Below are 26,619 nucleotides of genomic sequence, written 5' to 3'. Positions count from 1 at the left end.
AAACACCCGAAATAAACAGAGCAAGTCGGAAAACGCCTATTGCTAAAGAGTTAAACAGTAGTCAAAAAAATAGAGACCGATTTCAGGAAATCGGCCTCTATTGAATAAAAAAGACTGTCTCCAAAAATGAAAATCAATATGAGACAGCCACTTTTAACTTGATTTTTAATTATTATGCTTTTGCTTTGATCAGGTTAAGTGCCGATCCAGCTTTAAACCATTCTATCTGACCTTCATTGTAGGTATGATTCACTTGAATAGTATCCGAAGTACCATCCGTGTGATTCAACACAACTTGCAATTGTTTACCCGGAGCAAAGGAAGTCAAGCCAACGATATCAATTGAATCATCTTCCTGAACTAAGTCATAGTCTGCAGGATTGTCAAAAGTCAAACCAAGCATCCCCTGCTTCTTCAAGTTAGTTTCGTGAATTCTAGCAAATGACTTCACCAAGATAGCGCGTACACCTAGGAACCGCGGCTCCATTGCTGCATGCTCTCTAGAAGATCCTTCACCGTAGTTTTCATCACCGACTACGATCGAACCTATTCCTTTAGCTTTGTAGTCACGCTGCGTAGCTGGCACTTCACCGTAAGCTCCTGTAAATTGATTCTTTACAGAATTTGTGGCATCTGTGTACGCATTCACAGCTCCGATAAGCATGTTATTAGAGATATTGTCCAAATGTCCTCGGAACCTCAACCATGGACCAGCCATAGATATGTGATCCGTAGTACACTTACCTTTTGCCTTGATCAGAAGTTTGAGTCCTTTTAGATCCGTTCCTTCCCATGGCTTAAATGAGTCTAATAATTGTAGACGATCTGAAGTAGGGCTTACTACTATAGTGACTTTCGAACCATCTTCTGCTGGCTGCTGATATCCAGCATCCTCTACGGCAAAACCTTTGGTAGGCAGCTCCAATCCAGTTGGCTCATCTAACATGACTGATACTCCGTCTTCGTTGATGAGGCTATCAGTCATTGGATTAAATGTCAAATCACCGGCAATTGCCAATGCTGTCACGATTTCAGGAGAAGCTACGAATGAGTGCGTATTTGGATTACCATCGGCACGCTTCGCAAAGTTTCTGTTGAAAGAAGTGATGATTGAGTTTTTCTCTTGCTTCTCAGCTCCGTGCCGAGCCCACTGACCAATACAAGGCCCACATGCATTAGCGAGTACTACCCCGCCCATTTGACCAAAGGTGTCTAAGAAACCATCTCTATCTACAGTAAATCTCACCTGCTCTGATCCGGGAGTGATGGTATATTCAGATTTAGCGACTAGTTTTTTATCTACAGCCTGCTGTGCAAGCGAAGCTGCTCTGGAGATATCTTCGTAGGAAGAGTTAGTACAAGATCCGATCAAACCAACTTCCAATTTAGCTGGCCAGCCGTTTTCCTTGACGGCTGTAGCAAATTTAGAAATAGGCCAAGCCAAATCTGGAGTGAATGGGCCATTTACATGTGGTTCCAATTCAGAAAGGTTGATCTCAATAACCTCATCGAAGTAAGTAGCAGGATTAGCATAAACTTCATCATCACCTGTAAGGTGCTCAGCGATTCCATTTGCCAATTCAGCCACGTCAGCTCTTTCTGTAGAGCTCAAGTAAGCTGCAGATTTTTCATCATATCCGAAGATAGAAGTAGTGGCTCCGATTTCAGCTCCCATGTTACAGATAGTACCTTTACCTGTACCCGAAAGCGATCTAGCCCCTTCACCGAAATACTCAACGATTGCACCTGTACCACCTTTTACAGTTAGAATACCAGCTACTTTCAAAATTACATCTTTGGCGGATGTCCATCCTGAAAGTTTGCCCGTAAGTTTTATACCAATCAATTTTGGGAATTTCAACTCCCAAGGAAGTCCAGCCATTACATCACATGCATCAGCTCCACCTACTCCGATGGCTACCATCCCAAGTCCGCCTGCATTCGGCGTATGGGAGTCAGTACCGATCATCATTCCACCTGGAAAGGCATAGTTCTCCAAAACCACCTGGTGAATGATACCAGCTCCAGGCTTCCAGAAGCCTAGGCCATACTTATTAGAAACAGAAGCTAAGAAATCGTAAACTTCCTTGTTTTTATCTTTTGCTTTAGTCAAATCCTGATCCGCTCCTACTTCAGCTTGTATCAAGTGATCACAGTGTACTGTAGAAGGCACAGCCACTTGATTCTTTCCTGCTTGCATAAATTGAAGCAATGCCATCTGCGCTGTAGCATCTTGCATCGCAACCCTATCTGGTTGAAAATCTACGTATGAGACACCTCTGCCGTATGCTTGCGAAGCGGCACCTTCTGTTAAGTGTGCGTAAAGAATCTTTTCAGTCAAAGTAAGTGGACGCCCCACAGCCTTACGAGCCGCTTCGATACGTTCAGGGTATCTGGCATACACTTTCTTGATCATTTCAATATCAAAAGCCATTGTATAGGGATTTTTTGTTTGGTAAAAGTTTCGATTTTATCGACTGCAAATATAGGAAGTTAGCCCAATAATATATAACCATTCCTCTGGTGTAAAGTAGGCTTTCTCCTTATTTAAAACCATTTTAGATTCATCTGCTAATCTGACTCTTCCATTATAGGATCATTATTCTTAAATCAAAGAAAAATCAACCCAATTCAGCCTTTATCAAAGTATTGGATTTATATTCTGTACTATTGAGGTATCAGCTATAATTATAGTCAGATAATATTTAAATTGCCGACCTCTCAAATCACCAATCATACCTCGTAAATGGAGTTCATTCTTAATCCATTTTCTATTACTCTGTTGTTATCCGGATTATTAGTTGGAGGACTTTCTCTGTACATCACATTTAGAGTAGAGGATTCTACAAGATGGATTGCTCTCACCATGCTTTGCGCAGCTATTTGGGGTTTTTTCTATGGTCTGGAACTCAGCGTTTCCACCAAGGAAGCCATGATGCTTTTCATAAAATTGGAATATCTAGGAATTGCCTTTATAGGTGCATTTTGGGTGATATTTAGTCTAAAATACACCAGTAATAAATCAAAAAACTATCGCCTGCTGATCGTTTTTGTTCTCTCGATTCCTGTCCTGACCTATTTGTTGGTGGTCACGAATGACTACCATCACTTCTAATACAGCTCATTTACTAGCACAAATTCAGGGCCTTTCCCAACTGCCAAAATTGAAATCGGTCTCTGGTACTATGTCAATTTGATATACACCTATGCTGCATTTGCTCTGGGGATTTTAATCATTTGGAAAAGCTTTAGATTCTCAGATCAGCTATTCAAAACTCAAATTCGGTTAATGTTATTAGCGGTATTATTCCCATTACTTTTTAACCTTTGCTATCAATCAGGTATTTTCAGACCCTTCGACGTCATTGATTTGACTCCATTTTCTTTTTTACTCTCCTACCTGATTTTAGGATTCGCAATTATTAAATACCAACTCTTTAACCTCAAACCCATTGCAAGGAACAAAGTAATGGAAGCTATTACTCGGGGAGTATTAGTGCTAGATTCTGAAACAAATATCGTGGATTTCAATCCTGCTTTTTTGCCCTTTAGTACTTCACCCGAAAGCGTAAAAATTGCCAGTAACGCTGAAAAAATATTCCAAAACCGAACAGATATACTTGATTTAATTGCCTCAGGAAAAGCCAATAGTATTGAGAGTAATTTCACCATAGGCGACATAGAAAAAGTTTTTCAAATTGAGACAATCCCCCTGGTTGACAGAAAGTCAATTAGAAATGGTCTAGTGTTACTCTTTGAGGATATTACAGAGCAAAAGTCAATCAACGAGACGCTCAGAAAGCAAGCCATCGAACTCCAGCAGCTGAATAATCTAAAAGACTAATATTTCAGAATCATCTCCCATGACCTGAAAGGACCTATTTTCGGTATCAAAGAATTAATCCATTTGACCAACACTGGAATAATCACTTTAGAAGAATTTATGGATATGCTACCAGAGGTTTCCAGGAATATGGAGCAGGTAGCAATCTTACTAGAAAATCTTCTAGCTTGGTCACGCACTCAACTTAGAGACGGAGAAATAGTACAACTAAAAGATTCGATACGCGAAAAATATTGATCCAACAGAAGAGCATTTTGGAGAGAATTGCCAACGAGAAGAAAATCGAAATAGTGATAGATGCCCAGGCCAAATCTGCTGCGCTGGGTGACAAGACCATGATTGAATTGGTTATAAGAAATCTATTGAGTAATGCAATTAAGTTTTCCTATCCAGGTGGGAAAATCAGGATTACATCTCAAGATGAAAATGGCCTTGTCAAAATATGTATAGAAGATTACGGAAAGGGTGTTTCTACAGAAAATCTAGCAAAAATCTATGATGGCATATCATTTACAACAACAGGGCAAAGCAATGAATCTGGGACGGGTATTGGCCTAGTGTTGGTAAAAGAATACATGCACAAGAATAACGGACACATAAAGGTTCATTCTGAAGAAGGAAAAAGCACCACTTTCTGCATTATGCTACCCCAGGCGAAGACAGTATAACCTTAGGATAAATCTAACAAAAATGCCAGGGTATCTATCTCATCGGCATACTCCCATGGTTCGGGGTTTTGGGCTGTCCCAAAAGGAGTTCTATGGGCACCACTTCCTACCACACATTGGATTTTAGAGTTTACCTTCTTTAGCTTTTCTGCCAATTGCCCTTCATTTTCATACACTTCGTAATAAAGAACTGAAATTGGAGAAACTAATTCAGCACTTTCTCTCAGGAGTAAAAAACCATTATCCAAATGCTCCTCTAAATTGACTAAGTAGATTGACTTATTGTAATCGTAGTTATTATGGTATTTGTGGTGCAAGCCTATGGGGGAATACACTTCCAACGCACCAAGCAAATCCTGAAGTTGTCCTTTCGATTTCACATATATCTTGGAGACATTCCTACAACCCAAGCCATAGAATTGAAAGATGTCTTTACCTAGATTAATATAGTCCTGTGTCGTCTCATCTCCAGTCAAAACAGCCACCGAAGTTCTATTCTGACGAATGACGTGTGGATATTTTCCAAAATAATAATTAAAATACCGAGACGAATTATCGCTTCCCGTAGCAATATAGGCGTCCATACCTTTAAGCATTTCTTCCAAGCGAACTTGTGCTTCCAGCCTAGGATCAATCCCAATCAGCTTTTCAATGATCCATTTTATAAAAATCTCATCTGAAGAACTCAGCTTGATTACCGCCTGATGGCCAGAAAGAATCACACACATTAAGTCATGAAAACCAACTCCAGGAATATTGCCTGCCAGCATCAGACCAATTGATTTGGGGGTATCTACCTCTTCCAAGTCATAAATAGCCAGCCAAGCATCCATTTTCTCTGGCGAGAGCATGGAGGAAATACCATGAAGCGCGGACTCCACTGAGTCTTTGGTGAACCAATTGTTGTTGTTTTCGGCTCTCCAATGCAACTCATCCAGTTCTTCGGCACTAAGATCTGTAATCTTTTTTCCAAGTTGGACAAATGCGGATATGCGTTCTGCTGGCTTCATAGGGTATGATTGATGAGGCAAATTTAGACTTTTTGAAAGGAAGCAACCTTAGAATTGAATTAAATTAGTTAGTGTGACAACTTTTTTATTGCCTTACAGTGTTAAGGTTGTTACTTTTGGTCTTTAAATAATTGAAGTTATGGCTATAATGATTACCGACGAATGCATCAATTGCGGTGCATGCGAACCAGAATGCCCAAACACTGCGATCTATGAAGGTGGCGTAGAGTGGACTTGGGGCGGCGGTACTAGTTTGGATGAAGTTACTTTGGAGGATGGTACTGTCGTAGATGGCAATGAGAAGCAGGATCCTGTATCGGATGAATTCTACTATATCGTATCAGATAAGTGTACAGAATGCAATGGCTTTCATGAGGAGCCGCAATGTGCGGCTGTATGTCCTGTGGACTGCTGTGTGGACGACCCTGATCACCGGGAGACTGAAGAAGTACTATTGGCTAAAAAAGCAATGATGCACGGAGAATAAGCATTACATCAGCAAGAGGTTTCAATCAGCTTGCCAGTAAATTAACTCAAAAAACAAGCTTATTGATTAAAATAATAACGACAAGGTTTGAATTCTCTTTGCTAAATGTTTTATCTTGGTTCGAATTTCAAACAACCTTATACTTATAATCTAAAGAATTGTGGACGATCAAAGAGGCTATGACAGAGAAGAGATTTTCTCTAAAAAAGTAAAAGCAGGCAAGAGAACGTATTTTTTTGATGTCAAATCAACTCGCTCAAACGACTACTACCTGACTATTACTGAGAGTAAAAGAAAGGTAAATGGTGAGAATTTTACTTACGAAAAGCATAAAATTTTCCTTTACAAAGAAGATTTCTTCAAATTTGTAGAAGCACTTAATGAATCGGTGAATTATGTGAAAAATGATCTTCTCCCTGATGTTGATTTCGAGCAATACGAAAAAGAAGAAACAGAATATAAGGACGAATTAAAGTGGGAATAATTCAGCTAGTTTGATCATATTTCTAATTTCAAAATAGAGAAATAGTATCTTATGGGAGGCAGTTATGTCTCCTTTTCTTATTTCAGAATATGCAGCGCTTTTTCATTTATCTCATCTTATTCATCACAGTATTCCTACTGTTCGGTTGGTACTTTTCCAATATCACCCTTTACCTGATCATTTCTTTAATTCTGGCAGCGTTTTTACGTCCGCTGACCAACCAGCTAAATGACTTTCATTTATTAGGGCAGCATATTCCTAGATGGGCTGCGATACTACTGTCCTACTCTGCCATAGTTTTATTGATTGTATTGCTTAGTTTTCTGTTCTTGCCACTGATCAATAATCAAATCATTATCCTGAGTGAATTAGATCTAAACGGGATCTATGAACAAATTCAAATCCCCATCACGAGAGTTGAAAGTTTTCTCTTTCGGTACGAACTATTAGAAAGTCAGCCAGGCTATTTATTTGGTCGTCTGAAAGCTAGTATGATCGAAATGATCAAAGGATTTGATTTCACCTCCTTTATTGGTGGAGTTATCAATACTACAAGTAGCCTTTTTATTGGGACGATGGCCATCGCTTTTATTAGTTTTTTCCTGCTTTTGGAAAACGGCCTACTGCGAAGAAACTTGCTAAATTTGATTCCTAACCCCTATTTTGAGCTTTCGGTCGCTACTTTTTCCAAAGTCGAGAAATTACTATCTAATTACCTCTCAGGACTTTTGCTACAAATGCTGGCAATTTTCTCCTTAGCCAGTTTTGGCTTAACCATAATGAGTGTAGAATATGCCTTGACAATCGCGCTTTTTGCAGCAGTGGCAAACCTAATCCCGTATGCAGGGCCTTTGCTCGGTGCTACATTTGGCATCATAGTCGGAATTTCCTCAGGTACTTTTGACACGAATACTGAATTAAATTACCTAATCTTAAAAGTACTTTCGGTATTTGGACTAGTTCAGATCACAGATAATTTACTTCTACAGCCTATGATCTTTTCTAAATCTGTAAAAGCGCATCCCCTTGAAATATTTGTTGTTATCTTTGCCGGGGCAAAAATCGCCGGCGTAGTCGGGATGATCTTTGCCATACCGGTTTATACGATCTTTAGAGTGTTTATTTTGGAGTTCTATAAAGGGTATAAATCTTACAGAATATTTCAAATAAAATAACGAATTAATGGCATTACAATGTGGCATAGTAGGGCTTCCGAACGTAGGGAAATCCACTCTGTTTAACGCCCTATCAAGTGCGAAAGCTGAAGCAGCTAATTTCCCTTTTTGTACAATCGAGCCAAATGTGGGGGTAGTTACCGTTCCGGATAAGAGACTTCAGATCCTTGAAGAGCTTGTCAGTCCTCATCGAGTCCTTCCTACAGTGATTGAATTTGTGGATATCGCCGGTCTTGTAAAAGGGGCTAGCAAAGGTGAAGGATTAGGTAATAAATTTCTTGCAAACATTCGTGAGGTAGATGCTGTTATACATGTGATCCGATGTTTTGAGGATGAGAATATCGTCCACGTAGCTGGTGGAGTAGATCCAGTTTTTGACAAGGAAGTAATCGATACAGAACTTCAATTGAAAGATCTGGAGTCAGTGGAGAAGAAAATCCAGAAGTCAGAAAAAATAGCAAAGTCTGGTGATGCTAAAGCAAAAAAAGAACTAGAAACACTAGTTCTGTTCAAGCAAGCGCTGACGGATGGGAAAAATGCCAGATTAGTAGATGTGGATAGGGAGGATTTGGAAGCCGTTCGTGATTTGCATTTGTTGACTATTAAACCTGTCATATATGTAGCGAATGTAGATGAAGAAAGCCTGCAAGCTGGAAACAAATACGTGGACAAGCTTCGTGAAGAAGTAAAAAATGAGAACGCTGAAGTAATCGTACTTTGCGCAGCCATAGAAGCTCAAATAGCAGAATTTGATGACCCTGAAGAGAAAGAAATGTTCCTAGGAGAATATGGTCTAAAAGAAAGTGGCTTGAACAAATTGATTAGTAGTGCGTACTCATTACTAGACTTGATCACCTACTTCACAGCTGGAGTACAGGAAGTTAGAGCTTGGACTATTAAAAAAGGCTGGAAAGCACCCGCAGCTGCCGGAGTCATTCACACAGATTTCGAAAGGGGGTTTATCAAAGCTGAAGTAATAAAACTAGCTGAATATCAGAAATTCAAAACTGAAGCAGCGTGTCGAGAAAACGGAAAAATCGCCATTGAAGGCAAAGAGTACATTGTCAAGGATGGTGATATTATGCATTTTAGATTTAATGTGTAACAATTTCTCAAAAAAAATGATAATTTTGTAATTGCTTATTCACCCGATACGTTACAATTTTATCTTATTTATTGTCTCATTTTATTTTTAATTTACCGTGAGAGTTAGACTAATATTTTCCCTAAAGAACAAAGGTTCTTATTTACCGTTCCACCATCAGTATATACTGGCGCAATTCCTCAAAGGATTGATTGTGAAAGGTGGAAGAGAAGAGTTTTACAACTATAACTACTTCAATTTTTCTGGACTCAAGGGCCAGACAAAAGTGAGTAGAAGTGGTTTGCATTACTATTCCAGTTTGGTTACCCTAGTATTGTCTTCGCAGAGTGAAGACTTCATGGACTATTTGCTAGAACAGGTTTTTGCCACCCCAAAAATCGAGCTTGGCAACCTAATTATGGTTCCTGAATATACTGAAATTGAAGTAGAACCAGTTTTGGAGACTTCAAACAAGTTTGTTTGTATTTCTCCTTTGGTATTAATCACTCCTGCATTCAATGAGGAAGCTGGCAAGCGATTTATTAGCCCGGATAGCGATGAGTTTTCCGATTTGTTATATGAATCTACGCTTACCCGAATGGAGCGATCCGGATGGTACACTGCAGAGCAGATGGAGACTTTCTACAAGTTTCAGGTGGTCCCGGATATGGTTTATGTAAATAAACTAAAAGAAGCCCAGAAAAAATTTGCTAGAATCTATGCCGTCTATGACATGGATGTGAAATACGAAGTAAGAGGCTACACTCTTCCAATCACTTTATATGCAGCTCCAGAGGTTCAGGATTTTGTTTTCAAATGTGGTTTGGGTGCATTTACTCACAAAGGTTTCGGTATGCTAGATTTGGCTAATCACCCTACTGGCCCAAGGACGACTACCTACAAATTCAAAAGAGAGGGATTTGTTCCTTATAAGCCTAGTGAGCGCATTCGTGAGAATGTAGCACCACCCGCTGAAGAGAATAAAGAAGACTCTCCTACTACAGAAGAATCCTAAGAAAATCCCTTCCGAAAAAGAAAAACGGAAGGGATTTTTATTTTAAAGCCTGCGACGATTCGGGTGTAAGTAACTATAACCTACTAGCTGATCATATCGGGAACCAAGATTCCTGAAATAAACCAGCACTTCGTACTCATTTTCGGTTTCGAAATAACTTCCTTCAAAAGACTGGGTATCGAATTCTCCATCTACTAAATAAGCATACTGATAATCATACCAGCCTTGCTTTACCAAGAGCGAAGTTGTGTACACGCCCATTTTCGAATCCCATTCCATCTTTGATTCCGGAGCCTTTCCCCAATTCGTCAAAGAACCAATGAGGTATATAGGTTCCGAGGTTTGCTCCATTGCTAGTCTAAAAGTCATAAGGATATATTCACTTTCTACCTCCATGTTTCCACCTGGCCGGTCTTTGGTTTCCACCAGGTACTGCCCATTCAGATCCAAATATTGCGAGTAAGCCGTCTCAGGTCTTGGTCTATTAATATTTCCATCTGCAAAAACCACATCGGGTTCCACTCGCATATTAGCTATATTGACACCATTAGCTCTAATGAATCTCAAATCCACAAAACGAAATTCATTGCCTGCATCAAACGTATTCCCTCCATCGAAGGACTCGTATCTTAGTACCTTGGAACTCTCATTCATAAATGTGGGCTTAGCCAAAAACTTCGCATTGTCCCAGCGTTGATTTTGACGAATAAACACTTTGATCTGCCCATTAGGATTAGTCACCTCTCCTGCCGAATAATTCACTACCACATTTATTTGCTGAGAGGTTCGCCGGTCGGATGTTTGAGAAGGCGGGACAATCGCTGCTCCCACGGTAAAAATCTCCTCATATACCATAAATCGCTTAGTCAAAATTACATCTGACTCATCCCGCTGCCCATATACTTTTAGGATATAATTCCCAGATTTGGTCACTGCTGGCAATTCAAATCTGTAATGAATGTATGGAATCCGAGTATTGACAGAATACTCATATTGCTGAATATTAAACTCATTGAAGGTGGGTAAAAAATCATTATTCTTTAACTGAGACTGTTGCCAATCTGCATCACAATGAATCAATTTAGCCGTATATAATTCTGGGTCAAAAGCCAAATCATCAAACAACAACACCAGCGGTTTTCCAGATCTTAGCGGAACAACAGGGGCATCTATGGAAGCATCGAAAGTCACTCCGGCAGGAAATAGACGCACAGACTGAATGTGATCCTTGTACACTTTATCCTCCAGTTGCTGCGCAAAAAGCTGGAAAATAGCAGAGATGCTCAGTAAATAACTTAAAAAAAGGGATTTGGTCTTCATCCTGAAAAATAGGCAAAATGAAGGCCAAATCTAAAATTTATCAAGAAAGGACTTCCTGAAGATTGGAAATTTTATCTACCAAAATCTCCCATTGCTCATTAGATATCTCAAGCTTAGTCTGTAGCCCTTGGTAGTTTTCCTGAATTTCCTGAGCTTCCTCTTCACGAGAATACAATTCTGGATCCGCCATTTTACGCTCTAATCCCAACTTCTTCTCTTCTAGCCTTTCCACTTCCTTCTCCACTTGCTCCAATTCTTCCTCCAATTTCCGAAGATCCTTCTTTGCTTGCTGTTCTTCAGGATTATTTACTGGAGCCTTGGGTTTTGACTGCTCATTTTTCTCTGCTTTTTGAACCGCCTGAACTTCAACTACAGGAGCTTGTTTTTCGCGCCAAGCCTCATATTCAGCGTAAGTGCCTAGATACTCTTTGATCTCATGATTCTCTATGTACCAGATCTTATTTGCCACGCCTCTGATGAATTGTCTATCGTGAGAAACAGTTACAAATGTACCTTCATATTGCTGAAGGGCCTGAATCAAAATATTCACTGACTGAAAATCCAAGTGGTTTGTAGGCTCATCGAGTAGCAGAAAGTTAGATTCTGAGATCAACGTTTTAGCCAAAGCAACTCTGGATTTTTCTCCTCCAGAAAGCACTTTGATCTTTTTGAATACTTCCTCGTTGGTAAACAAAAAGCATCCTAAAACCCCACGAAGCTCCATTTCAGATTTAGCGCTTCCTGCCTGAGCCATTTCCTGAATAATCTCATTGTCCAGCGTCAAAGCTTCCAGCTGATGCTGCGCAAAGAATGATTTGATGACATTATAGCCTTCTGTTCTTCCCTTTATATCCTTTTCAGAACCGTCAATAATTCTGAGCAAAGTCGATTTACCTTTCCCATTCGCTCCGATTAACGCTATTTTATCCCCACGCTCGATTCGGGCAGTGGTGTTTTTAAGAATGACATTATCGCCATATGCCTTCGAAATGTTATCAAGTGTGATCACATCTCGGCCAGACTGTTTGGTAAATTTAAATTTGAAATTCACCGAAACTTCATCACTCACCACCTCATGCACGCGATCCAATCGATCTAATGCTTTAATCCTTGACTGAACCTGATTGGATTTAGTAGCCTTCGCACGGAACCGCTCAATAAACTTCTCAGTCTGCTTGATCATCTGCTGCTGATTCTCGAAAGCATTCTGTTGAATCTCCATCCTCTCCACCTTCTCTTCCTTGTAAAACGAGTAGTTCCCAGCATACAGCGTTAGCGTATTACTCGCTACTTCCACGGTACTACTTATACAATTATCCAAAAAAGTCTGATCATGGGAAACAACGATTACTGCCCCGTCATAGTTTTTCATGTAGTTCTCCACCCATTCTATGGAAGGAAGATCCAAGTGGTTGGTAGGCTCATCGAGCATAAGTAATGACGGCTTTTCCAGCAAGAGCTTGGCAAGCATGACACGCATTCTCCATCCTCCCGAAAAAGTCCGAAGTGGCTTTTCCAAATCTGCAGACTTGAAACCTATTCCTTCTAATACTTCCTCCGCCTTGGCTTTGATCGTATAGCCTTCATTTGCTTCAAATCTCTCTTGAAGAAAAGCCAATCTATTGATAACCTCTTCAGAATAATCGGTTTCCATCTTTTTCAAGACGTCATCGATCTCGTCTTGAAGTGCCAAGGTCTCCTTGAAAGCTGCCAATGCCACATTCAAAATACTATCGTCCGATTGAAAAGACAGCAAATCCTGGTTCAAAAATCCAATGGTACAATCCTTAGCCTTTTGGACTTCTCCGGAACTAGGCTGAAAATCTCCGTTTATAATTTTCAACAAGGTGGACTTGCCCGTACCGTTTTGACCTACGAGGCCAATCTTGTCTTTAGGCTTGATGTGTAAATTGGCGTTCTCATAAAGTGGACGCCCTCCGATGAAGTAAGAAAGGTTGCTAATCGATAACATTGCGCAAAATTAACCATTAACCCGCTCATAACCTTTTCAATCGCAAACATTCTGAATGTTTCTTATCTTTCTGTAGATATGAACCTCACAATTATGAAATATTTAGCTAAAATCTATTTGGCAGCAGGACTAGGAATTTCCCTCTTCACTTTCGGTTGCCAACAAAATCAAAAATCTGAAGCTCAAAGTTTTAAATCTCCGGACAGTGCAAATAAGCAAATTATTAGTGATGCTAAAGCAGATGTAAAACTTGATAAAATTAATCTTCCTGCAAACTTTAAAATTGAAGTATGGGCAGCAGACATTCCAAATGCCCGACAGTTGGCGATTTCAAAAGATGGGATTGTATTCGTCGGAAATCGCCAAGAGGATAAAGTCTATGCAGTCATTGATGAAGATGGTGACGGAAAAGCTGACACTAAATTCACCTTGGCTGAGGACCTTCAAATGCCAAATGGGGTGGCCTATAAAGACGGTGATCTCTACGTGGCAGAAGTGAGCAGAATCCTTCGATTCAAGGATATTAAAAACAACCTTGGCAACCCTACTTACGAAATCGTTTACGACAGTTTTCCTACAGAAACGCATCATGGCTGGAAATTCATAGCCTTTGGTCCTGACGGAAAACTGTATGTGCCTGTGGGAGCGCCTTGCAACATCTGTGAGCCGGAGATGGAAATCTTTGCCTCCATTACGAGGTTAGACGTGGACTCACCTAATCCTACCCCAGAAGTCTATGTGCATGGAGTGAGAAACTCTGTGGGTTTTGACTGGGATCCTACAACTGGTGACATGTGGTTTACCGATAATGGACGGGATATGATGGGGGACGATGTCCCCAACTGTGAACTGAATCATATCACGGAAGCTGGCCAGCATTTCGGCTATCCATACTGGCATGAGGGGACGGTAAAAGATCCTGAATTTGGAGATAAAGGTGGTGCTGCAAGTGATTATATAGCTCCAGCTGCAAAGCTAGGTGCTCACGTAGCTCCTTTGGGAATGAGATTCTACGAGGGAGGTATGTTCCCTGCGGAATACAAAAACCAAGTGATCATTGCCAAGCACGGTTCATGGAATAGAAGCAAAAAATCTGGCTACGTAATAACATCACTTACAGTGGATGGGGCTAGCGCAACAGGAGAAAAAGAGTTTGCTTCAGGTTGGCTGGATGAGGAAGCTCAGGAGGCCTGGGGACGTCCTGTAGATGTACAGGAAATGAAAGATGGAAGTTTGTTGATCTCCGACGATATGGCTGGGGTGATCTATCGGGTCACTTACTTGGGAAAATAATTAAATTGATAAAATAATATTACCACGGCTAGGGGATAGCTATTTTGTTATTAAACGCAAAAAACAGGAGATAAATTACACAAATTCTATCTATTGGCTTTCTGCCAATTTCATACACTTTGATTTTTGAACTTTAAATTTGGATAATAATAATAATAATAATAATACATTAGAAAACCTTACTAATTAAGGGAGCATCAGATTTCATTATTTTAACCAATTAACAAAATTATCATGAAAAAACTATTCAAACTTTCCATTATAGCTGTATTCCTGCTATTAGCTGGGTCTGCTGCAAATTATTCCTTTGCTGAAGTTGATGGATATGAACTAATAGAAGAGAAATGTGAAAATGACGAGCAAATTTCAATTGACATTTGCCGACCCAACAGTTTCGCCTCTTGTGATGTAAGTTCTCAAACTCTTTGTCCATCATGGTAATTATCATGTCAAATTCATTACATTAAAACGCATCTTTTATATAGAAAGATGCGTTTTTTTTAATTTCAATACATGAAAATCAATAAAACTATTCTTATACTTTTTGTCATCCTTATATCATGTAAATCTGGACTAGAGGAACAAGAAAATAGTCGAGTTGTGGCTATAAATTTAGATGATTCGAAACCCGAACTCCTGTCTAGAAAGGTTAAAAGCATCGAATACCTCCTTCTTAATTATGTGGATAGCTTACCTATTGTTAATCCAACAAAAATTATGGTTTTGCCAAATAGAATTTATGTTTGCGATCATAATTTGCATAACATATTTATATTTGACCGTAAGGGGAAAGTCATAAATGTGATAGAATCGAAGGGAGAAGGGCCTCAAGAGTTCAATTATATCAATGATTTCATAGTTGATGATCGAGACATTGTGATTTTTGACACGCAACTTCATAAAATTATCAGGTATAAGGAAAATGGAAAGTTCATTTCTGAAGAAAGAACAAATATAATTGCTGAAACCCTCGTCCAAACACCTGATTTCAGACTGTTCTATATGAATTACAATACAGATGCAGAAGGATTTAACTTTGTCAGAATAACTCCTGACCAAAAAGTATCTGCATATCTCCCGATTAAAAAGGAGTTTGAAGAAGTCCGTGTATTGGATTGGAATGCTTTTGTGGTGGATCGATTTAGACATGAATATGCTTACAAATTACCTTATACATATAATATTGTATTTTTTAACAAAGATGGATCTTTTAAAGAATTAGTTCACTTTGATTTAGGTGATGCTAAAATCGACGAAGAACTTTTACTACTTTTAAGAAAAGATAAACCAAAGCTTTATGAGTTAAGAGAGACTGAAAATCGTGTCATTGACATATCGGATATATTCCCCATCCGGACTGGTTACTACTTAGAATTATATAGAGGAAATAAATTCCATTATATCTTCTTAGATGAAAAGCTAAATATCGAATTACAGGCATCAGAATTTAAGAATGATTTAGATGGTATGAGATTTAAGGGAAGTCCACGTACCTATGGCGATAATGAACTCATTTATGCAACACAATCACCAACGTTTTTTAATGATTATATGAGCCAATTTAAAAACAAGTACCTACCCAATGAAGGTAAAGGAATTCATGAATTTGTAGCAAAAAACAAATTAGGACTACAGGAAGAAAAATATGTTCTAACTATTTTGAAATTACAATAATCAGAAAAAAGGAGTCCCACTCTCACCCTTTTTTTAATCTACTAACAAATCCACTGGAATATTATAACCTTGATTCAGCTTTTTGATTTGCTTTAAACTCAGCTTCCTCTTTCGATTCATTATTTCAGAAACTCTGCTGGCAGGCCCTAATACAGGCACAAGATCCTTTTGTTGCAAGCCATTTTCAGAAAGGTAATAGCTTAGAATTTCAATTGAATCAGCTTGCAAGCTCTCAAATCTATATCCTTTTTCCTCTTCATATTTATCTATCAAGATGGAAAGAACTTCCAGATAATTTTGTTCATCTGAATTTGCTTCCACTCCACTACTTATTAAATCTTTCGTCAATTCAAGTGAAGCTTAATACTCCAAATCATTCTCAATGACTTTTAGTGAAGGTATTATAACTTGTCCCATATGTATAACTGTTTTTAAAGTTAAACTAAAACAGGAAATGTCTAAATCCAAAATGGCCCAAACTTCGGTCATCCGTCATCCGTCTTCCAGCAATATAATCACCCCAACCAATCCGGCTTTGTCGTCACCACTTCAGCTTTGAGTTGGTTCAGGAGATTATACAATCCAAAGTAGGTTCTATTTACATACAGACCATGTTTAGATCCACGAGCCTGATTGGACTTTTTGAATTGCTTGTCATTAGAAATACGATCTCCCAATTCGAAAATCCGCTCGAAGAATCCATCGTCAGAAAAATCAAATTTGTCTGAATGAAAAGGTTTACCCAATAAGGAAATCATTTCCTTAAATACTGATTTGAAATAGAGTTGCTCCTCTGGAGTGTCCTTATCTGAAATAAATTCCAGATCAAAGAACACCTGATCCAGTTCATTGCTCTTGATCATCAGATCCTTTTTAATCAAAGCAAAATATCCTTGATAGAAGTCCTCTGGAATCACTTTCACACAACCGAAATCGATAATTCCCAATTGATCATTTTCTTGGATTATGAAATTTCCCGGATGTGGATCGGCATGAACCTGCTTGAGATTGTGAACTTGATGATGGTAAAAATCCCAAAGTGCCTGTCCAATCTGATTTCTAGATTTCTGGCTTGGATTGTTTTGCAGCCATTCCTTCATATGCGCTCCTTCGATCCAATCCATCGTGATGATCCGCTCTGCACTTAGTTCATCGTAATAAGTTGGGAATTTCAAATTTGCGATATGACTGCACATACCTGAAATCTCTCTGGATCTCCGTACCTCCAGCACATAATCTGTTTCTTCAAGCAGTTTCTCCTCCACTTCGGACATATAATGATCCAACTCCTTTTCATTCATATTTAGTAAGCGCAACGCAAACGGACGCACTAGCTTTAAATCTGAACTCACCGAATCGGCAATACCAGGATATTGAATTTTTACCGCTAATTTTTGCTCACCCAAAGTTGCCTTATGAACTTGCCCAATAGAAGCTGCATTCACAGCAGACCTGGTGAAAGTATCGAAAATCTGATCTGGAGTTTTGCTAAAATATTTCTGGAAAGTCTTCACCACCAAAGGGTAAGATAAAGGCGGTGCCGAATACTGCGCCATGGTGAATTTATCCTGATAGGCTCTAGGCAGAAGATTCTTATCCATAGACATCATCTGCGCTACTTTGAGTGCTGACCCTTTTAGTTGGCTAAGTGAGGAGTAGATATCAGTTGCATTATTCTGGTGCAATTCTTCCCTATCCATCCCGGGATTCACCATTTTCTTGGCGTAGTGCTTCACATAATTTCCTCCTACTTTTGCTCCTGTAGAAATGAATTTGGCAGCACGCTGCACTTTTGAGACAGGGATTGCCTGTTGCTCGTTTAAGTTGTCTGTCATGGATTATTTAGACTGATACATGAATTTTGCGAAATCAAGAAATGAATCCAGCGCACTTTTACCCATCAGGTCAAAGCCTAGATTCACGGATTTCTCTATAGCGGCATCTGTTTTCTCAAATCTTGGCGACCTATCGTCTAGCCAGTAGCGGAAAACAAAACCCACCTGTATCCAAAGAGCCTCATCATATCGATCAGAAATTACCGGTCGAGATGCGATTTCTTCAGTCTCCTTGCCTTCCAAAATTATCTCATTGGCAAAGGCTTTAAATTTCTCCTTGAATTCCGCAGATTCCTTTGGCAAGGTGACAAAAGACTTCGCTTTGCTTTCATATAAACTCAGCAGATAGGATCTATTCTTTTTCAGGACCTCTATCCAGGTAAATAAAAAGCTTAGAAACTTCTCCCGAGCAGAATAACCCTCAAAAACTCCCTGTTTGCCAATATCAGCAAGAGTTTCCTCAAAAATATCTACAAGTATGGTGGATTTGATCGATTCGAAAGAGGTGAAATAAGTATAAATATCCTCCTCCTTCATTTTTAAATCCTTCGCAAATTTGAAAACTGATTTAGGTAAATCACCATGCTCAAGCACATGATTTTTAAATCCTTCCACAATCAGCTTTCTATTATCTTTCTTGTTTGTTTTCTTCACAGTGGTAGTTTCCATAGCATCGCTTTTTTACAATTGCTTAACAGCTAAGTACCCAAACAGGTTTAGAAAAACATAAAAAAAACCAAAGTGGTGTGAGCTTCGGTTCCGAAATATATTATTCCGAGTTAGTCCTTTACTTTCTCTATCACCAAATTATGATTGGTATAGATGCAAATATCTGCTGCTATATTCAGGCTTTCTCTCACCATTTCTTCGGCTGTCATATGCGCAGCAAATAGCTTCATAGCTCTGCCTGCTGACTGAGCATACATGCTGCCGGATCCGATAGCAGCAATATCCATATCCGGCTCGATCACGTCACCATTACCGGAAATAATCAAAATATCGTCTTTATCGGCAACGATCATCATGGCTTCCAGCTTAGAAAGCATGCGATCCGTTCTCCATTCTTTAGCAAGTTCCACCGCCGAACGCTTCATGTTATTCCCAAAGGCACCCAGCTTCTCTTCGAATTTTTCTAAAAGTGTAAATGCGTCTGCAGTGGAGCCGGCAAATCCAGTGACAATCTTACCCCCCTGCAATACTCTCAATTTCTTTACCGTGCTTTTAGCTATGGTATTTCCTAACGTCGCCTGGCCATCTGCTCCTATCACTACCTCTCCATTATGTCTAATTGCAACTACGGTCGTTGATTTTATTTTGGTCATATAATTTCTATTCTATAATGGGTTAATTCATTGATTGCTATTGGGAAAAGAATACATCCAATAACTTAGAACCTCTCTTCTAGCCAAAAGCGTACAAAAAACAAAAAGTCCTGAAATCAGGACTTTTTGGCAGTTAAGCATTTTCTTAAACCAGTATTCTGACTGGATCTTCAAGTAAGCTTTTCAGCGTAATCAAGAATGCGGATCCTACTGATCCATCTACTACTCGGTGGTCACAAGACAAAGTCACCTTCATCAAGTTACCGATTTTCATCTCGCCATCTTTCACGATTACAGTTTCCTTGATACCTCCTATTGCTAGGATACATGCATCAGGCGGGTTTATGATTGCAGTGAACTCGTCCACTCCGAACATTCCCAAATTTGAGATGGTGAAAGTATTTCCTTCCCAATCCTTAGGCTGTAGTTCTTTGGTTTTCGCTTTTCCTCCTAGACTTTTTGCTTGAGTAGAAATCTGAGAAAGTGAAAGGCTGTCAGCAAATCTGATCACAGGAACTAAAAGCCCCTCATCCACTGCCACAGCCATTCCGATATGGATATGGTCATTGTACCTGATCTTATCTCCTAGCCAACTAGAGTTCACTTTAGGGTGCTGGCGCAAAGCAGCTGCGGTTGCCTTAATCACCAAATCGTTGAAGGAAATCTTCACTGAAGCAATTTCATTCATGCTTTTTCTGGCTTCTATCGCTTTGTCCATGTTGATTTCCATGGTCACGTAGAAGTGTGGTGCGCCAAACTTGCTTTCTGCAAGTCTCTTAGCAATCACTTTTCTCATCTGAGAAACTTTTTCTTCTTTGAAGCTTTCCACTCCCACAGCTGGAGCCGCAGTGCCTACAGCAGCTCCACCTTGTGGAGCAGCAGCAGGCACAAAATTTTCCACGTCTCTCTTCACTACTCTCCCACCTTCTCCGGAGCCATTCAATGTCCGGATATCTATACCTTTATCTTCAGCCATTTTCTTGGCCAAAGGTGATGCTTTCAATCGCTCACCATCAGCAGTGTTCGATGGAGCGTTACTTCCAATTGACTTAGCTTCAGCCTTTGGAGCTTCTTCTTTTTTAGCTTCTTCAGCAGGCTCAGTTTTTGATTCAGCCGGAGCTTCGGAAGATTCTGATTTTTGGGCTTTCAAAAGAGTCTCATAATCTGCACCTTTTTCACCGATCACAGCGATCACGCCATCTACTGGCACACTGTCACCTGCTTCCACTCCGATATACAACAAGATACCGTCTTCATAAGACTCCAGCTCCATAGTCGCTTTATCAGTTTCGACTTCTGCTATAATTTCTCCGGATTTCACATCATCCCCTACTTTCTTCAACCAAGATGAAATTGTACCCTCTTGCATGGTATCAGACATCTTGGGCATAGTGATCACAGTTGCGTTGATGTTTGAGACATCAATTTTCTCAGCTGGAGCTTCAGATTTGGCAGATTCAGCTTTTTTATCTTCCTCTTTAGGAGAGTCTTTTTGTGATTCTTCTTTCGGAGCCTCTTCTTTGTTTTCTGTATCTGGGTCATCACTACCGTCAAGAAGGTGCTGATAGTCCTCACCTTTCTCACCGATCACAGCGATCACACCATTTACTGGTACAGCATCTTTTTCTTTCACTCCAATATATAAAAGCACACCTTCGTCGTAGGATTCAAGCTCCATAGTTGCTTTGTCGGTCTCTACTTCAGCCAGGATATCACCTGGTTTCACTGAATCTCCAACTTTCTTCAACCATGCAGCGATCACCCCTTCTTCCATGGTGTCGCTCATTTTAGGCATTCTTATTATTTCGGCCATAGGTTATTCCGCGCTAATTCGTTTTTAAAGTGTCCAAAAATAGTTTTTATAATGGCTTTATTCAAATTTAAAACTAGTAATTTCCCCAAGCATTTCAGCCTTCTAACCATATCTTCCTGATATGCCCCTATTAGAAAATACTACTTACACCAGACCTAAGTGGCTGTTTAGCGCACACTTAGAGACTATTTTCCCTTCACTTTTCAGAAAGGTTGCTGCACCTGAACCCGTCAAAGAACGCATTAAAACAATCGATGGAGACTTTCTGGATCTGGACTGGTATCGTCAAGGGAAGTCAAAATTAGTCATTATCAGTCACGGCCTGGAAGGTAATAGCACGCGCGCATACATGCTTGGGATGGTGAATTCCTTTCTGGAAAAGGGATACGATGTACTTACCTGGAATTTCCGCAGTTGTAGCAATGAAATGAATACACAGGTGATTTTCTATCATTCTGGGGCTACTTATGATCTGGACTTGGTGGTGAAGCACGGATACGATTCTTATGAGGAAATAAATCTGGTTGGCTTTAGCCTAGGAGGAAATCTGACTTTGAAATACTTGGGAGAAAAAAGTAACAGCCTCACCAAAATTCATAGAGGAGTAGCGATATCTGTCCCATTACACTTAGGAAGTTCCTCCAAAAAAATCTCTGAAATTAGAAACACTTTGTATTCCAAGCGTTTTTTGCGAAGCTTAAAACAGAAAGTCATTGACAAATCGGCTGCCCATCCCGGGCAAATCCCAGTGAAAACATTAAGAAATATTAAAACTTTAGCAGATTTCGATGACTTTTTCACCGGACCGCTACATGGCTTCGCTGATGCAGAAGAATACTATGAAGTCAATTCCTCCTTGTACTTTTTGGATCAGATCAAAGTACCTGTGTTGGTCCTAAATGCCCATAATGACCCATTTCTCAGTGAAAAGTGCTTTCCCACCACTCTTGCTAAATCCTTGGATCAAGTCTATTTCGAATTCCCAAAACATGGTGGTCATGTAGGCTTCAGTCCTGCTAGTATAGAAAAACCTTATTATTCAGAGCAGAGAGCAGTTGAATTTATAAGCGCTGTTATCTAACTTCCTACCAATTACAGCGAATCAAAATTATGTGTGGACGATATTCCCTAAGTAAAAGTAAAGAAGAACTCCAAGAGAGATTTCAAGCAGAAATGATGAGTGATCTGAAGCCCAGATTTAATATTGCTCCGACACAACTTGTGCCTGTGATCACTTCGCAAAGCCCCAAAGGCTTTTCTTATTTCTATTGGGGGATCACTCCTGAATTTGGAAAAAATAGACCTGTCGCTCAAAAGCTTATCAATGCAAAAGCAGAGACAGTAAATGAGAAAATCTCATTTAAAACGGCTTTCCGGCAGAGACGCTGCATCATCCCTGCAGATGGATTCTACGAATGGAAGCGACTTGGCAAAAAGACCTCCGTCCCTTATAGATTCACCTTACGCGAGGATGAACTATTTTCTTTTGCTGGAATATGGGAGGAATATGAATCTGTCGGAGGTGAAACTCAGCACACTTTTTTAATAATCACCACCACTCCCAATGCAGTGGTTTCTGAAATTCATGATAGAATGCCAGTAATACTGGATCAACAAGCGGAAAAAAAATGGCTAGACAACTATACTGAAGAAGATGACCTCTTGAGCTTACTCAAACCTTACGCTGCTGATTCAATGTTGGGCTTTACTGTGTCACCTTTAGTGAATTCTGTGCAGAATGATAGCCCCGCGATCATCCGCAAGACCTCCCCTATGGATCAGCATGGGAACTACACTCTCTTCGGCTAATTCAACCACTATTCCATGTCCTTTTTGCTAGAGTAAATTGATCTAGCGATATTGGTAGTCAATTTTAAGATAACCCAAATTGACATGCAAAAATCCAGAATCCTAGGAGTTGGTCATTATGTACCTGAGCGAATTGTAACCAACAATGAGCTCTCCGAGATGATGAACACCAATAATGAGTGGATCGTCGAAAGAACCGGGATAGAGTCTAGACACTGGTTCACTCCCGGAGTTGATACCGTGACAAGTATGTCCAAAAAAGCTGCTGAAATGGCCATGAACCGCGCTGATGTGCAGGCTACAGACATAGACTTTATCGTCTTCGCTACGATTACTCCAGACTATTTTATCCCTGGAAATGGCGTTTTACTTCAGCGGGAATTGGGCATGGGGACCATTGGTGCGCTAGATATTCGTAATGCCTGTTCGGGATTCATCTATGCGCTTTCTATCGCAGATCAGTTTATCAAAACCGGCATGTATAAAAGCATACTCGTCGTAGGGGCTGAGATTCAGTCATCTGCTTTGGATAAAAGCGACGAAGGACGCGCTAGCTCAGTGATTTTCGCTGATGGTGCGGGGGCGGCAGTTCTCGGTGCGGTGGAACCAGATCAGCCAGGGATTTTATCTACCCATCTTCATTCACAGGGTGAATATGCAGAGGAACTATATTGCAAAGATCCTGGAAGTAGCCGTGAGACACGTATTTCTCCAGAACTGATAGCATCAGGTAGTTTCTTTCTGAAAATGAACGGAAATGCAGTTTTCAAGCATGCCGTAGTGAGATTTATGGAAGTGATCAAAGAGGCATTATATGCAAACCAACTGGATCAATCTGCTTTAGACTTACTCGTACCACATCAAGCTAATCTGCGTATCAGCCAATACATACAGAAGCAGCTTGGACTTGCTGACGAGAAGGTTTTTAATAATATCATGGATAAGGGAAATACAACAGCAGCGACAATTCCGATTGCACTAAGCGAAGCTTGGGAACAAGGCAAAATCAAGGAAGGCGATTTGATTTGCCTCGCCGCCTTTGGGTCAGGATTTACCTGGGCATCGGCATTACTCCACTGGTAAATGAAAGAAAACCCCAACCAACTAGATCTCCAACTGTGGCTTGACCGGGATCTAATTCCACGTCAAAATAGACTTAAAGAAATCTTTTGGAATATCCTGGGTGAAGTAGGAAACTCCATAGATCCCGAGGATCTACAGCAAATCCATTTAGGTAGTCGTGGGATAAAACTTTCTAAAGGAAATGAACTACTAGGATACCCCTATCAAGTCATGGATTTGATCCGAGACTTTGATCTTGATGAAGGTCTTAATATTCGCTTATTAAATTGGTTTGGTCATGGCCTGTTCCTGTTTGTTTTATTAGGAAAAAATCATCCAAAAGCCCCTTTGCAACCACTCAGTGAAAACAATTGGGCTTTTGATCAATCTCCTACACCATGGGAATATCCGGCAACCCTTCTCAGTGGCGCTGCTACAGTTACTCCCTCGGCTGAATTGTTAGAAAAATCAACTTTCTATCAATGGCATAAACCCCTTGAGATCTCGGGAGAAATAGAATATATAAAGACTCGGATATTGGATGAACTAAAAAAATTGATATTCTTACTTTCCTAAAAAATGGGATAAAGCTGGAATTACCTTATTTTTAAACAGGAATCAAGTTCATTCGTACACTATTCAGATTATTCTCTTGAAAGATTCAGCCACCCCACTGAATCTTGTCGAAACAAAAGCTATATGAAATACATCCTTATCGCATTAATTCTTCTCAGCACGCCATTACTTGCTCAAGAAAGCGCTATAGAACGTCAATTTAATTTAGACTCTACGCTGATGGCTACCGGCATACTTACCAATTCACTGCGAGAAGGATTGTGGAAATATTATAACCCGAAAACAAATACCCTACTGACTGAAGGAACCTTTAAAAATGGGCTTCGGGAAGGCAGTTGGATTAGTTATTATCCAGACGGTAAAAGAAAAGTAGTGGCAGAATATAAAGAGGGGATCCTTTTTGGCCCATCTAAACTATATGATGCAGACGGTGCACTGAAGAAAGAAATGATTTTTCAAGATTCAGTCATAGTCGGTAAATACGTAGAATATTTCGGCAAAACTGGAATGCCTGAATACATCGATGCCACGCAAGTAGCTATCGAAGGTCAGTATGAAAACAGCAAAAAAACTGGTCAGTGGGTTCAGTATTATGACATTGGTGAGGTGGCTGTCAGGGAATTTTATGTGAATGGACTCAGAGAGGGGCCATTTTTAGAATACGACCCAGAAGGAGTATTGATTACAGAGGGACTATATAAGGAAGGGGAATTGGATGGAGCTTTCAAAAGACTAACCTATCCGAACCTTGTGGTGGAGGAAGGCAACTATAAAAATGGCAAAAAAATTGGTGAATGGACTCGCTATTTTACCGGTACAAAAGTAAAAGAGTCAGAAGAATATTATGATGACAAAGGCAATCGAATTGGCACTTGGAAGTATTACTACGAAAATAAAAGATTGGCTAGAATAGAAAAATATGAGAATGGAATTGCAGTAGGAACCTGGGAGGAGTATTTCCCTAACAAGTCCATCGCCAAGCGTAAAACTTATGATCTAGGAGTGCCAGTGGGCGATTATGTAGAATACCATAGCTCCGGGCAAATCTCAGTTTCCGGTCAATATACCAACGGAATGAAAACAGGCGTTTGGAAAAGTTTTTTCCCCGATGGAGAGATTTACTCAATCGGACAATATAGAAACGACTTAAAGACTGGCCTTTGGAAATATTTCAATAAGATTGGGATTCTAGTAGCCGAAGGAGAATACACGCTGGGACTTGAGAATGGTCAATGGGTATATTATTACGATGGTGGACAGCTCAAATCGGTAGGGAGCTATAACATCGGGTTTGAAGATGGGATATGGGGACTCTTCTATGACAACAAACAACTTACTCAAGAAGAATTTTGGGACAATGGCCGTCTAATGAATTTAGGTGATTATAAATCATATGATGGCAGCGAAAATCTTAACAAAGGGACACTGAAAGATGGTAACGGCACCAGAATTACCTACTACGTAAATGGCAAAAAAGAATCTGAGGGGAATTACATCACTGGAAAAGCAGACGGAACTTGGATTTTTTACCATGAAAACGGCAGAAAAGCATCTGAAGGTCAAATGAAAGATGGAAGAAAAGAAGGGCCTTGGAGGTATTATAATCCAGCTGGTCGCTTGGAGGATTTGATCAATTATAAGAATGATCAGATACAAGAAGAGTCTCTTTCAGATCTTGTCCAATTAATCAACTAAATAAGTTTTCGGATAACATTAATTAACCTATCATGTTCGGATTATTCAAAAAGAAATCAGAGAAGGAAAAGCTGCAGGAAATGTATTCTAAAAAACTGGCTGAAGTACATCAAACATCTCAAGTGAATAGAAAAGAAGCTGATCGGCTCGCTTCAGAAGCAGAAGAAATCGCAAAAAAGATAGATTTGCTTTAAAATGCTTTTCATGACAAAATAATGACTATTTAAACATAAAATTTTGAATTTCAAATAATTACGAATACATTCAATCACTCTTTCAGCTAAGTCCTGTAGGATTTTTTCAACTAATTAGTTTGTTTAAGGGTGATTGAGCTACGGACGAAAATTTTAAGCTTTTTAGGAGGCTGTCTCAAAAGTAGATAGTTTAAAAGGCTAGTCGATTACTCGGCTAGCCTTTCTTGTTTTACTCAAAATATGTACTTTGAGGTGTGGAAAAACAAGACTTAAATGTAGTCTTTAAA

The 26,619-nt window shown here is 39.7% G+C and carries 24 protein-coding genes and 1 pseudogene; 16 read left to right on the top strand and 9 right to left on the bottom strand.

The window, feature by feature from the left end; translation table 11 throughout:
- Window positions 1-172: 172 nt before the first annotated feature.
- Window positions 173-2,434 (bottom strand): aconitate hydratase, encoded by a 2,262-nt coding sequence (locus U3A58_RS20575; protein ID WP_323826280.1) that lies wholly within the window; start codon window positions 2,432-2,434, stop codon window positions 173-175.
- A 312-nt stretch (window positions 2,435-2,746) separates the two neighbouring features.
- Here U3A58_RS20575 and U3A58_RS20570 point away from each other — a divergent pair.
- Together U3A58_RS20570 and U3A58_RS20565 are read left to right on the top strand one after the other, a co-directional pair.
- Window positions 2,747-3,844: pseudogene (locus U3A58_RS20570) on the top strand (histidine kinase N-terminal 7TM domain-containing protein).
- Window positions 3,845-4,077: 233 nt separating this feature from the next.
- Complete coding sequence (locus U3A58_RS20565) at window positions 4,078-4,512, top strand: sensor histidine kinase (RefSeq protein WP_323826279.1); 435 nt, start codon at window positions 4,078-4,080, stop codon at window positions 4,510-4,512.
- Window positions 4,513-4,514: 2 nt separating this feature from the next.
- Here U3A58_RS20565 and U3A58_RS20560 read toward each other — a convergent pair whose 3' ends face one another.
- The gene (locus U3A58_RS20560; RefSeq protein ID WP_323826278.1) at window positions 4,515-5,522 is read right to left on the bottom strand and encodes an acyl-CoA reductase; all 1,008 of its coding nucleotides are present in this window, start codon (window positions 5,520-5,522) and stop codon (window positions 4,515-4,517) included.
- A 139-nt stretch (window positions 5,523-5,661) separates the two neighbouring features.
- On the opposite strand from U3A58_RS20560, the gene U3A58_RS20555 reads away from it, so the two are divergent.
- From U3A58_RS20555 to cas6, 5 genes are all read left to right on the top strand, one after another.
- On the top strand, window positions 5,662-6,009 hold the full coding sequence (locus U3A58_RS20555) for a 4Fe-4S binding protein (protein WP_323826277.1): 348 nt from the start codon (window positions 5,662-5,664) through the stop codon (window positions 6,007-6,009).
- 160 nt (window positions 6,010-6,169) lie between these two features.
- Window positions 6,170-6,493 carry a DUF3276 family protein gene (locus U3A58_RS20550; RefSeq protein ID WP_323826276.1) on the top strand — a complete coding sequence of 108 codons (324 nt, stop codon included), beginning with the start codon at window positions 6,170-6,172 and terminating at the stop codon, window positions 6,491-6,493.
- A gap of 89 nt (window positions 6,494-6,582) precedes the next feature.
- Window positions 6,583-7,668, top strand: coding sequence for an AI-2E family transporter (locus U3A58_RS20545; protein ID WP_323826275.1), 1,086 nt, complete (start codon window positions 6,583-6,585; stop codon window positions 7,666-7,668).
- 7 nt (window positions 7,669-7,675) lie between these two features.
- Entirely contained in the window at window positions 7,676-8,773 is a 1,098-nt protein-coding gene (ychF, locus tag U3A58_RS20540) for a redox-regulated ATPase YchF (protein ID WP_323826274.1), read from the top strand.
- A gap of 97 nt (window positions 8,774-8,870) precedes the next feature.
- A complete protein-coding gene (gene cas6, locus U3A58_RS20535; RefSeq protein WP_323826273.1) occupies window positions 8,871-9,767 on the top strand; it encodes a CRISPR-associated endoribonuclease Cas6 in 897 nt (298 codons plus the stop codon).
- A gap of 42 nt (window positions 9,768-9,809) precedes the next feature.
- Here cas6 and U3A58_RS20530 read toward each other — a convergent pair whose 3' ends face one another.
- Together U3A58_RS20530 and U3A58_RS20525 are read right to left on the bottom strand one after the other, a co-directional pair.
- Window positions 9,810-11,087 (bottom strand): type IX secretion system plug protein, encoded by a 1,278-nt coding sequence (locus U3A58_RS20530; protein WP_323826272.1) that lies wholly within the window; start codon window positions 11,085-11,087, stop codon window positions 9,810-9,812.
- A 40-nt stretch (window positions 11,088-11,127) separates the two neighbouring features.
- Complete coding sequence (locus U3A58_RS20525) at window positions 11,128-13,059, bottom strand: ABC-F family ATP-binding cassette domain-containing protein (RefSeq protein ID WP_323826271.1); 1,932 nt, start codon at window positions 13,057-13,059, stop codon at window positions 11,128-11,130.
- A gap of 93 nt (window positions 13,060-13,152) precedes the next feature.
- Between U3A58_RS20525 and U3A58_RS20520 the strand changes: the two genes are divergently transcribed.
- From U3A58_RS20520 to U3A58_RS20510, 3 genes are all read left to right on the top strand, one after another.
- Window positions 13,153-14,352, top strand: coding sequence for a PQQ-dependent sugar dehydrogenase (locus U3A58_RS20520; protein WP_323826270.1), 1,200 nt, complete (start codon window positions 13,153-13,155; stop codon window positions 14,350-14,352).
- Window positions 14,353-14,586: 234 nt separating this feature from the next.
- The gene (locus U3A58_RS20515) at window positions 14,587-14,793 is read left to right on the top strand and encodes a hypothetical protein (RefSeq protein WP_323826269.1); all 207 of its coding nucleotides are present in this window, start codon (window positions 14,587-14,589) and stop codon (window positions 14,791-14,793) included.
- A 72-nt stretch (window positions 14,794-14,865) separates the two neighbouring features.
- Window positions 14,866-16,026: a 6-bladed beta-propeller gene (locus tag U3A58_RS20510; RefSeq protein ID WP_323826268.1), complete on the top strand. Its 1,161-nt coding sequence runs from the start codon at window positions 14,866-14,868 to the stop codon at window positions 16,024-16,026.
- Window positions 16,027-16,059: 33 nt separating this feature from the next.
- Here U3A58_RS20510 and U3A58_RS20505 read toward each other — a convergent pair whose 3' ends face one another.
- From U3A58_RS20505 to U3A58_RS20485, 5 genes are all read right to left on the bottom strand, one after another.
- Window positions 16,060-16,374 (bottom strand): helix-turn-helix domain-containing protein, encoded by a 315-nt coding sequence (locus U3A58_RS20505; RefSeq protein ID WP_323826267.1) that lies wholly within the window; start codon window positions 16,372-16,374, stop codon window positions 16,060-16,062.
- A 167-nt stretch (window positions 16,375-16,541) separates the two neighbouring features.
- Entirely contained in the window at window positions 16,542-17,861 is a 1,320-nt protein-coding gene (locus tag U3A58_RS20500; protein WP_323826266.1) for an ABC1 kinase family protein, read from the bottom strand.
- A gap of 3 nt (window positions 17,862-17,864) precedes the next feature.
- Entirely contained in the window at window positions 17,865-18,530 is a 666-nt protein-coding gene (locus tag U3A58_RS20495; RefSeq protein WP_323826265.1) for a TetR family transcriptional regulator C-terminal domain-containing protein, read from the bottom strand.
- A 110-nt stretch (window positions 18,531-18,640) separates the two neighbouring features.
- On the bottom strand, window positions 18,641-19,183 hold the full coding sequence (gene hslV, locus U3A58_RS20490) for an ATP-dependent protease subunit HslV (protein WP_323826264.1): 543 nt from the start codon (window positions 19,181-19,183) through the stop codon (window positions 18,641-18,643).
- Between the two features lie 145 nt (window positions 19,184-19,328).
- The gene (locus U3A58_RS20485) at window positions 19,329-20,996 is read right to left on the bottom strand and encodes a pyruvate dehydrogenase complex dihydrolipoamide acetyltransferase (protein WP_323826263.1); all 1,668 of its coding nucleotides are present in this window, start codon (window positions 20,994-20,996) and stop codon (window positions 19,329-19,331) included.
- Window positions 20,997-21,117: 121 nt separating this feature from the next.
- Here U3A58_RS20485 and U3A58_RS20480 point away from each other — a divergent pair, with 121 nt between their 5' ends.
- The 6 genes from U3A58_RS20480 (at window position 21,118) to U3A58_RS20455 (ending at window position 26,332) form a co-directional block, all read left to right on the top strand.
- Window positions 21,118-22,077 carry a YheT family hydrolase gene (locus U3A58_RS20480; protein ID WP_323826262.1) on the top strand — a complete coding sequence of 320 codons (960 nt, stop codon included), beginning with the start codon at window positions 21,118-21,120 and terminating at the stop codon, window positions 22,075-22,077.
- A 29-nt stretch (window positions 22,078-22,106) separates the two neighbouring features.
- On the top strand, window positions 22,107-22,805 hold the full coding sequence (locus tag U3A58_RS20475; RefSeq protein WP_323826261.1) for an SOS response-associated peptidase: 699 nt from the start codon (window positions 22,107-22,109) through the stop codon (window positions 22,803-22,805).
- 84 nt (window positions 22,806-22,889) lie between these two features.
- Window positions 22,890-23,888, top strand: coding sequence for a 3-oxoacyl-ACP synthase III family protein (locus U3A58_RS20470; RefSeq protein WP_323826260.1), 999 nt, complete (start codon window positions 22,890-22,892; stop codon window positions 23,886-23,888).
- The gene (locus U3A58_RS20465) at window positions 23,889-24,443 is read left to right on the top strand and encodes a hypothetical protein (protein ID WP_323826259.1); all 555 of its coding nucleotides are present in this window, start codon (window positions 23,889-23,891) and stop codon (window positions 24,441-24,443) included.
- Between the two features lie 123 nt (window positions 24,444-24,566).
- Entirely contained in the window at window positions 24,567-26,138 is a 1,572-nt protein-coding gene (locus U3A58_RS20460; RefSeq protein ID WP_323826258.1) for a toxin-antitoxin system YwqK family antitoxin, read from the top strand.
- Between the two features lie 32 nt (window positions 26,139-26,170).
- Window positions 26,171-26,332, top strand: a complete 162-nt coding sequence (locus tag U3A58_RS20455; RefSeq protein ID WP_323826257.1) for a Lacal_2735 family protein — start codon at window positions 26,171-26,173, stop codon at window positions 26,330-26,332.
- Window positions 26,333-26,619 lie beyond the last annotated feature (287 nt).

The sequence above is a fragment of the Algoriphagus persicinus genome (assembly GCF_035156415.1).
In the GTDB taxonomy this organism is placed as follows: domain Bacteria; phylum Bacteroidota; class Bacteroidia; order Cytophagales; family Cyclobacteriaceae; genus Algoriphagus; species Algoriphagus persicinus.
The sequence above is the reverse complement of the archived record's forward strand: the minus strand, read 5'-3'. Positions and strand labels throughout refer to the sequence as shown.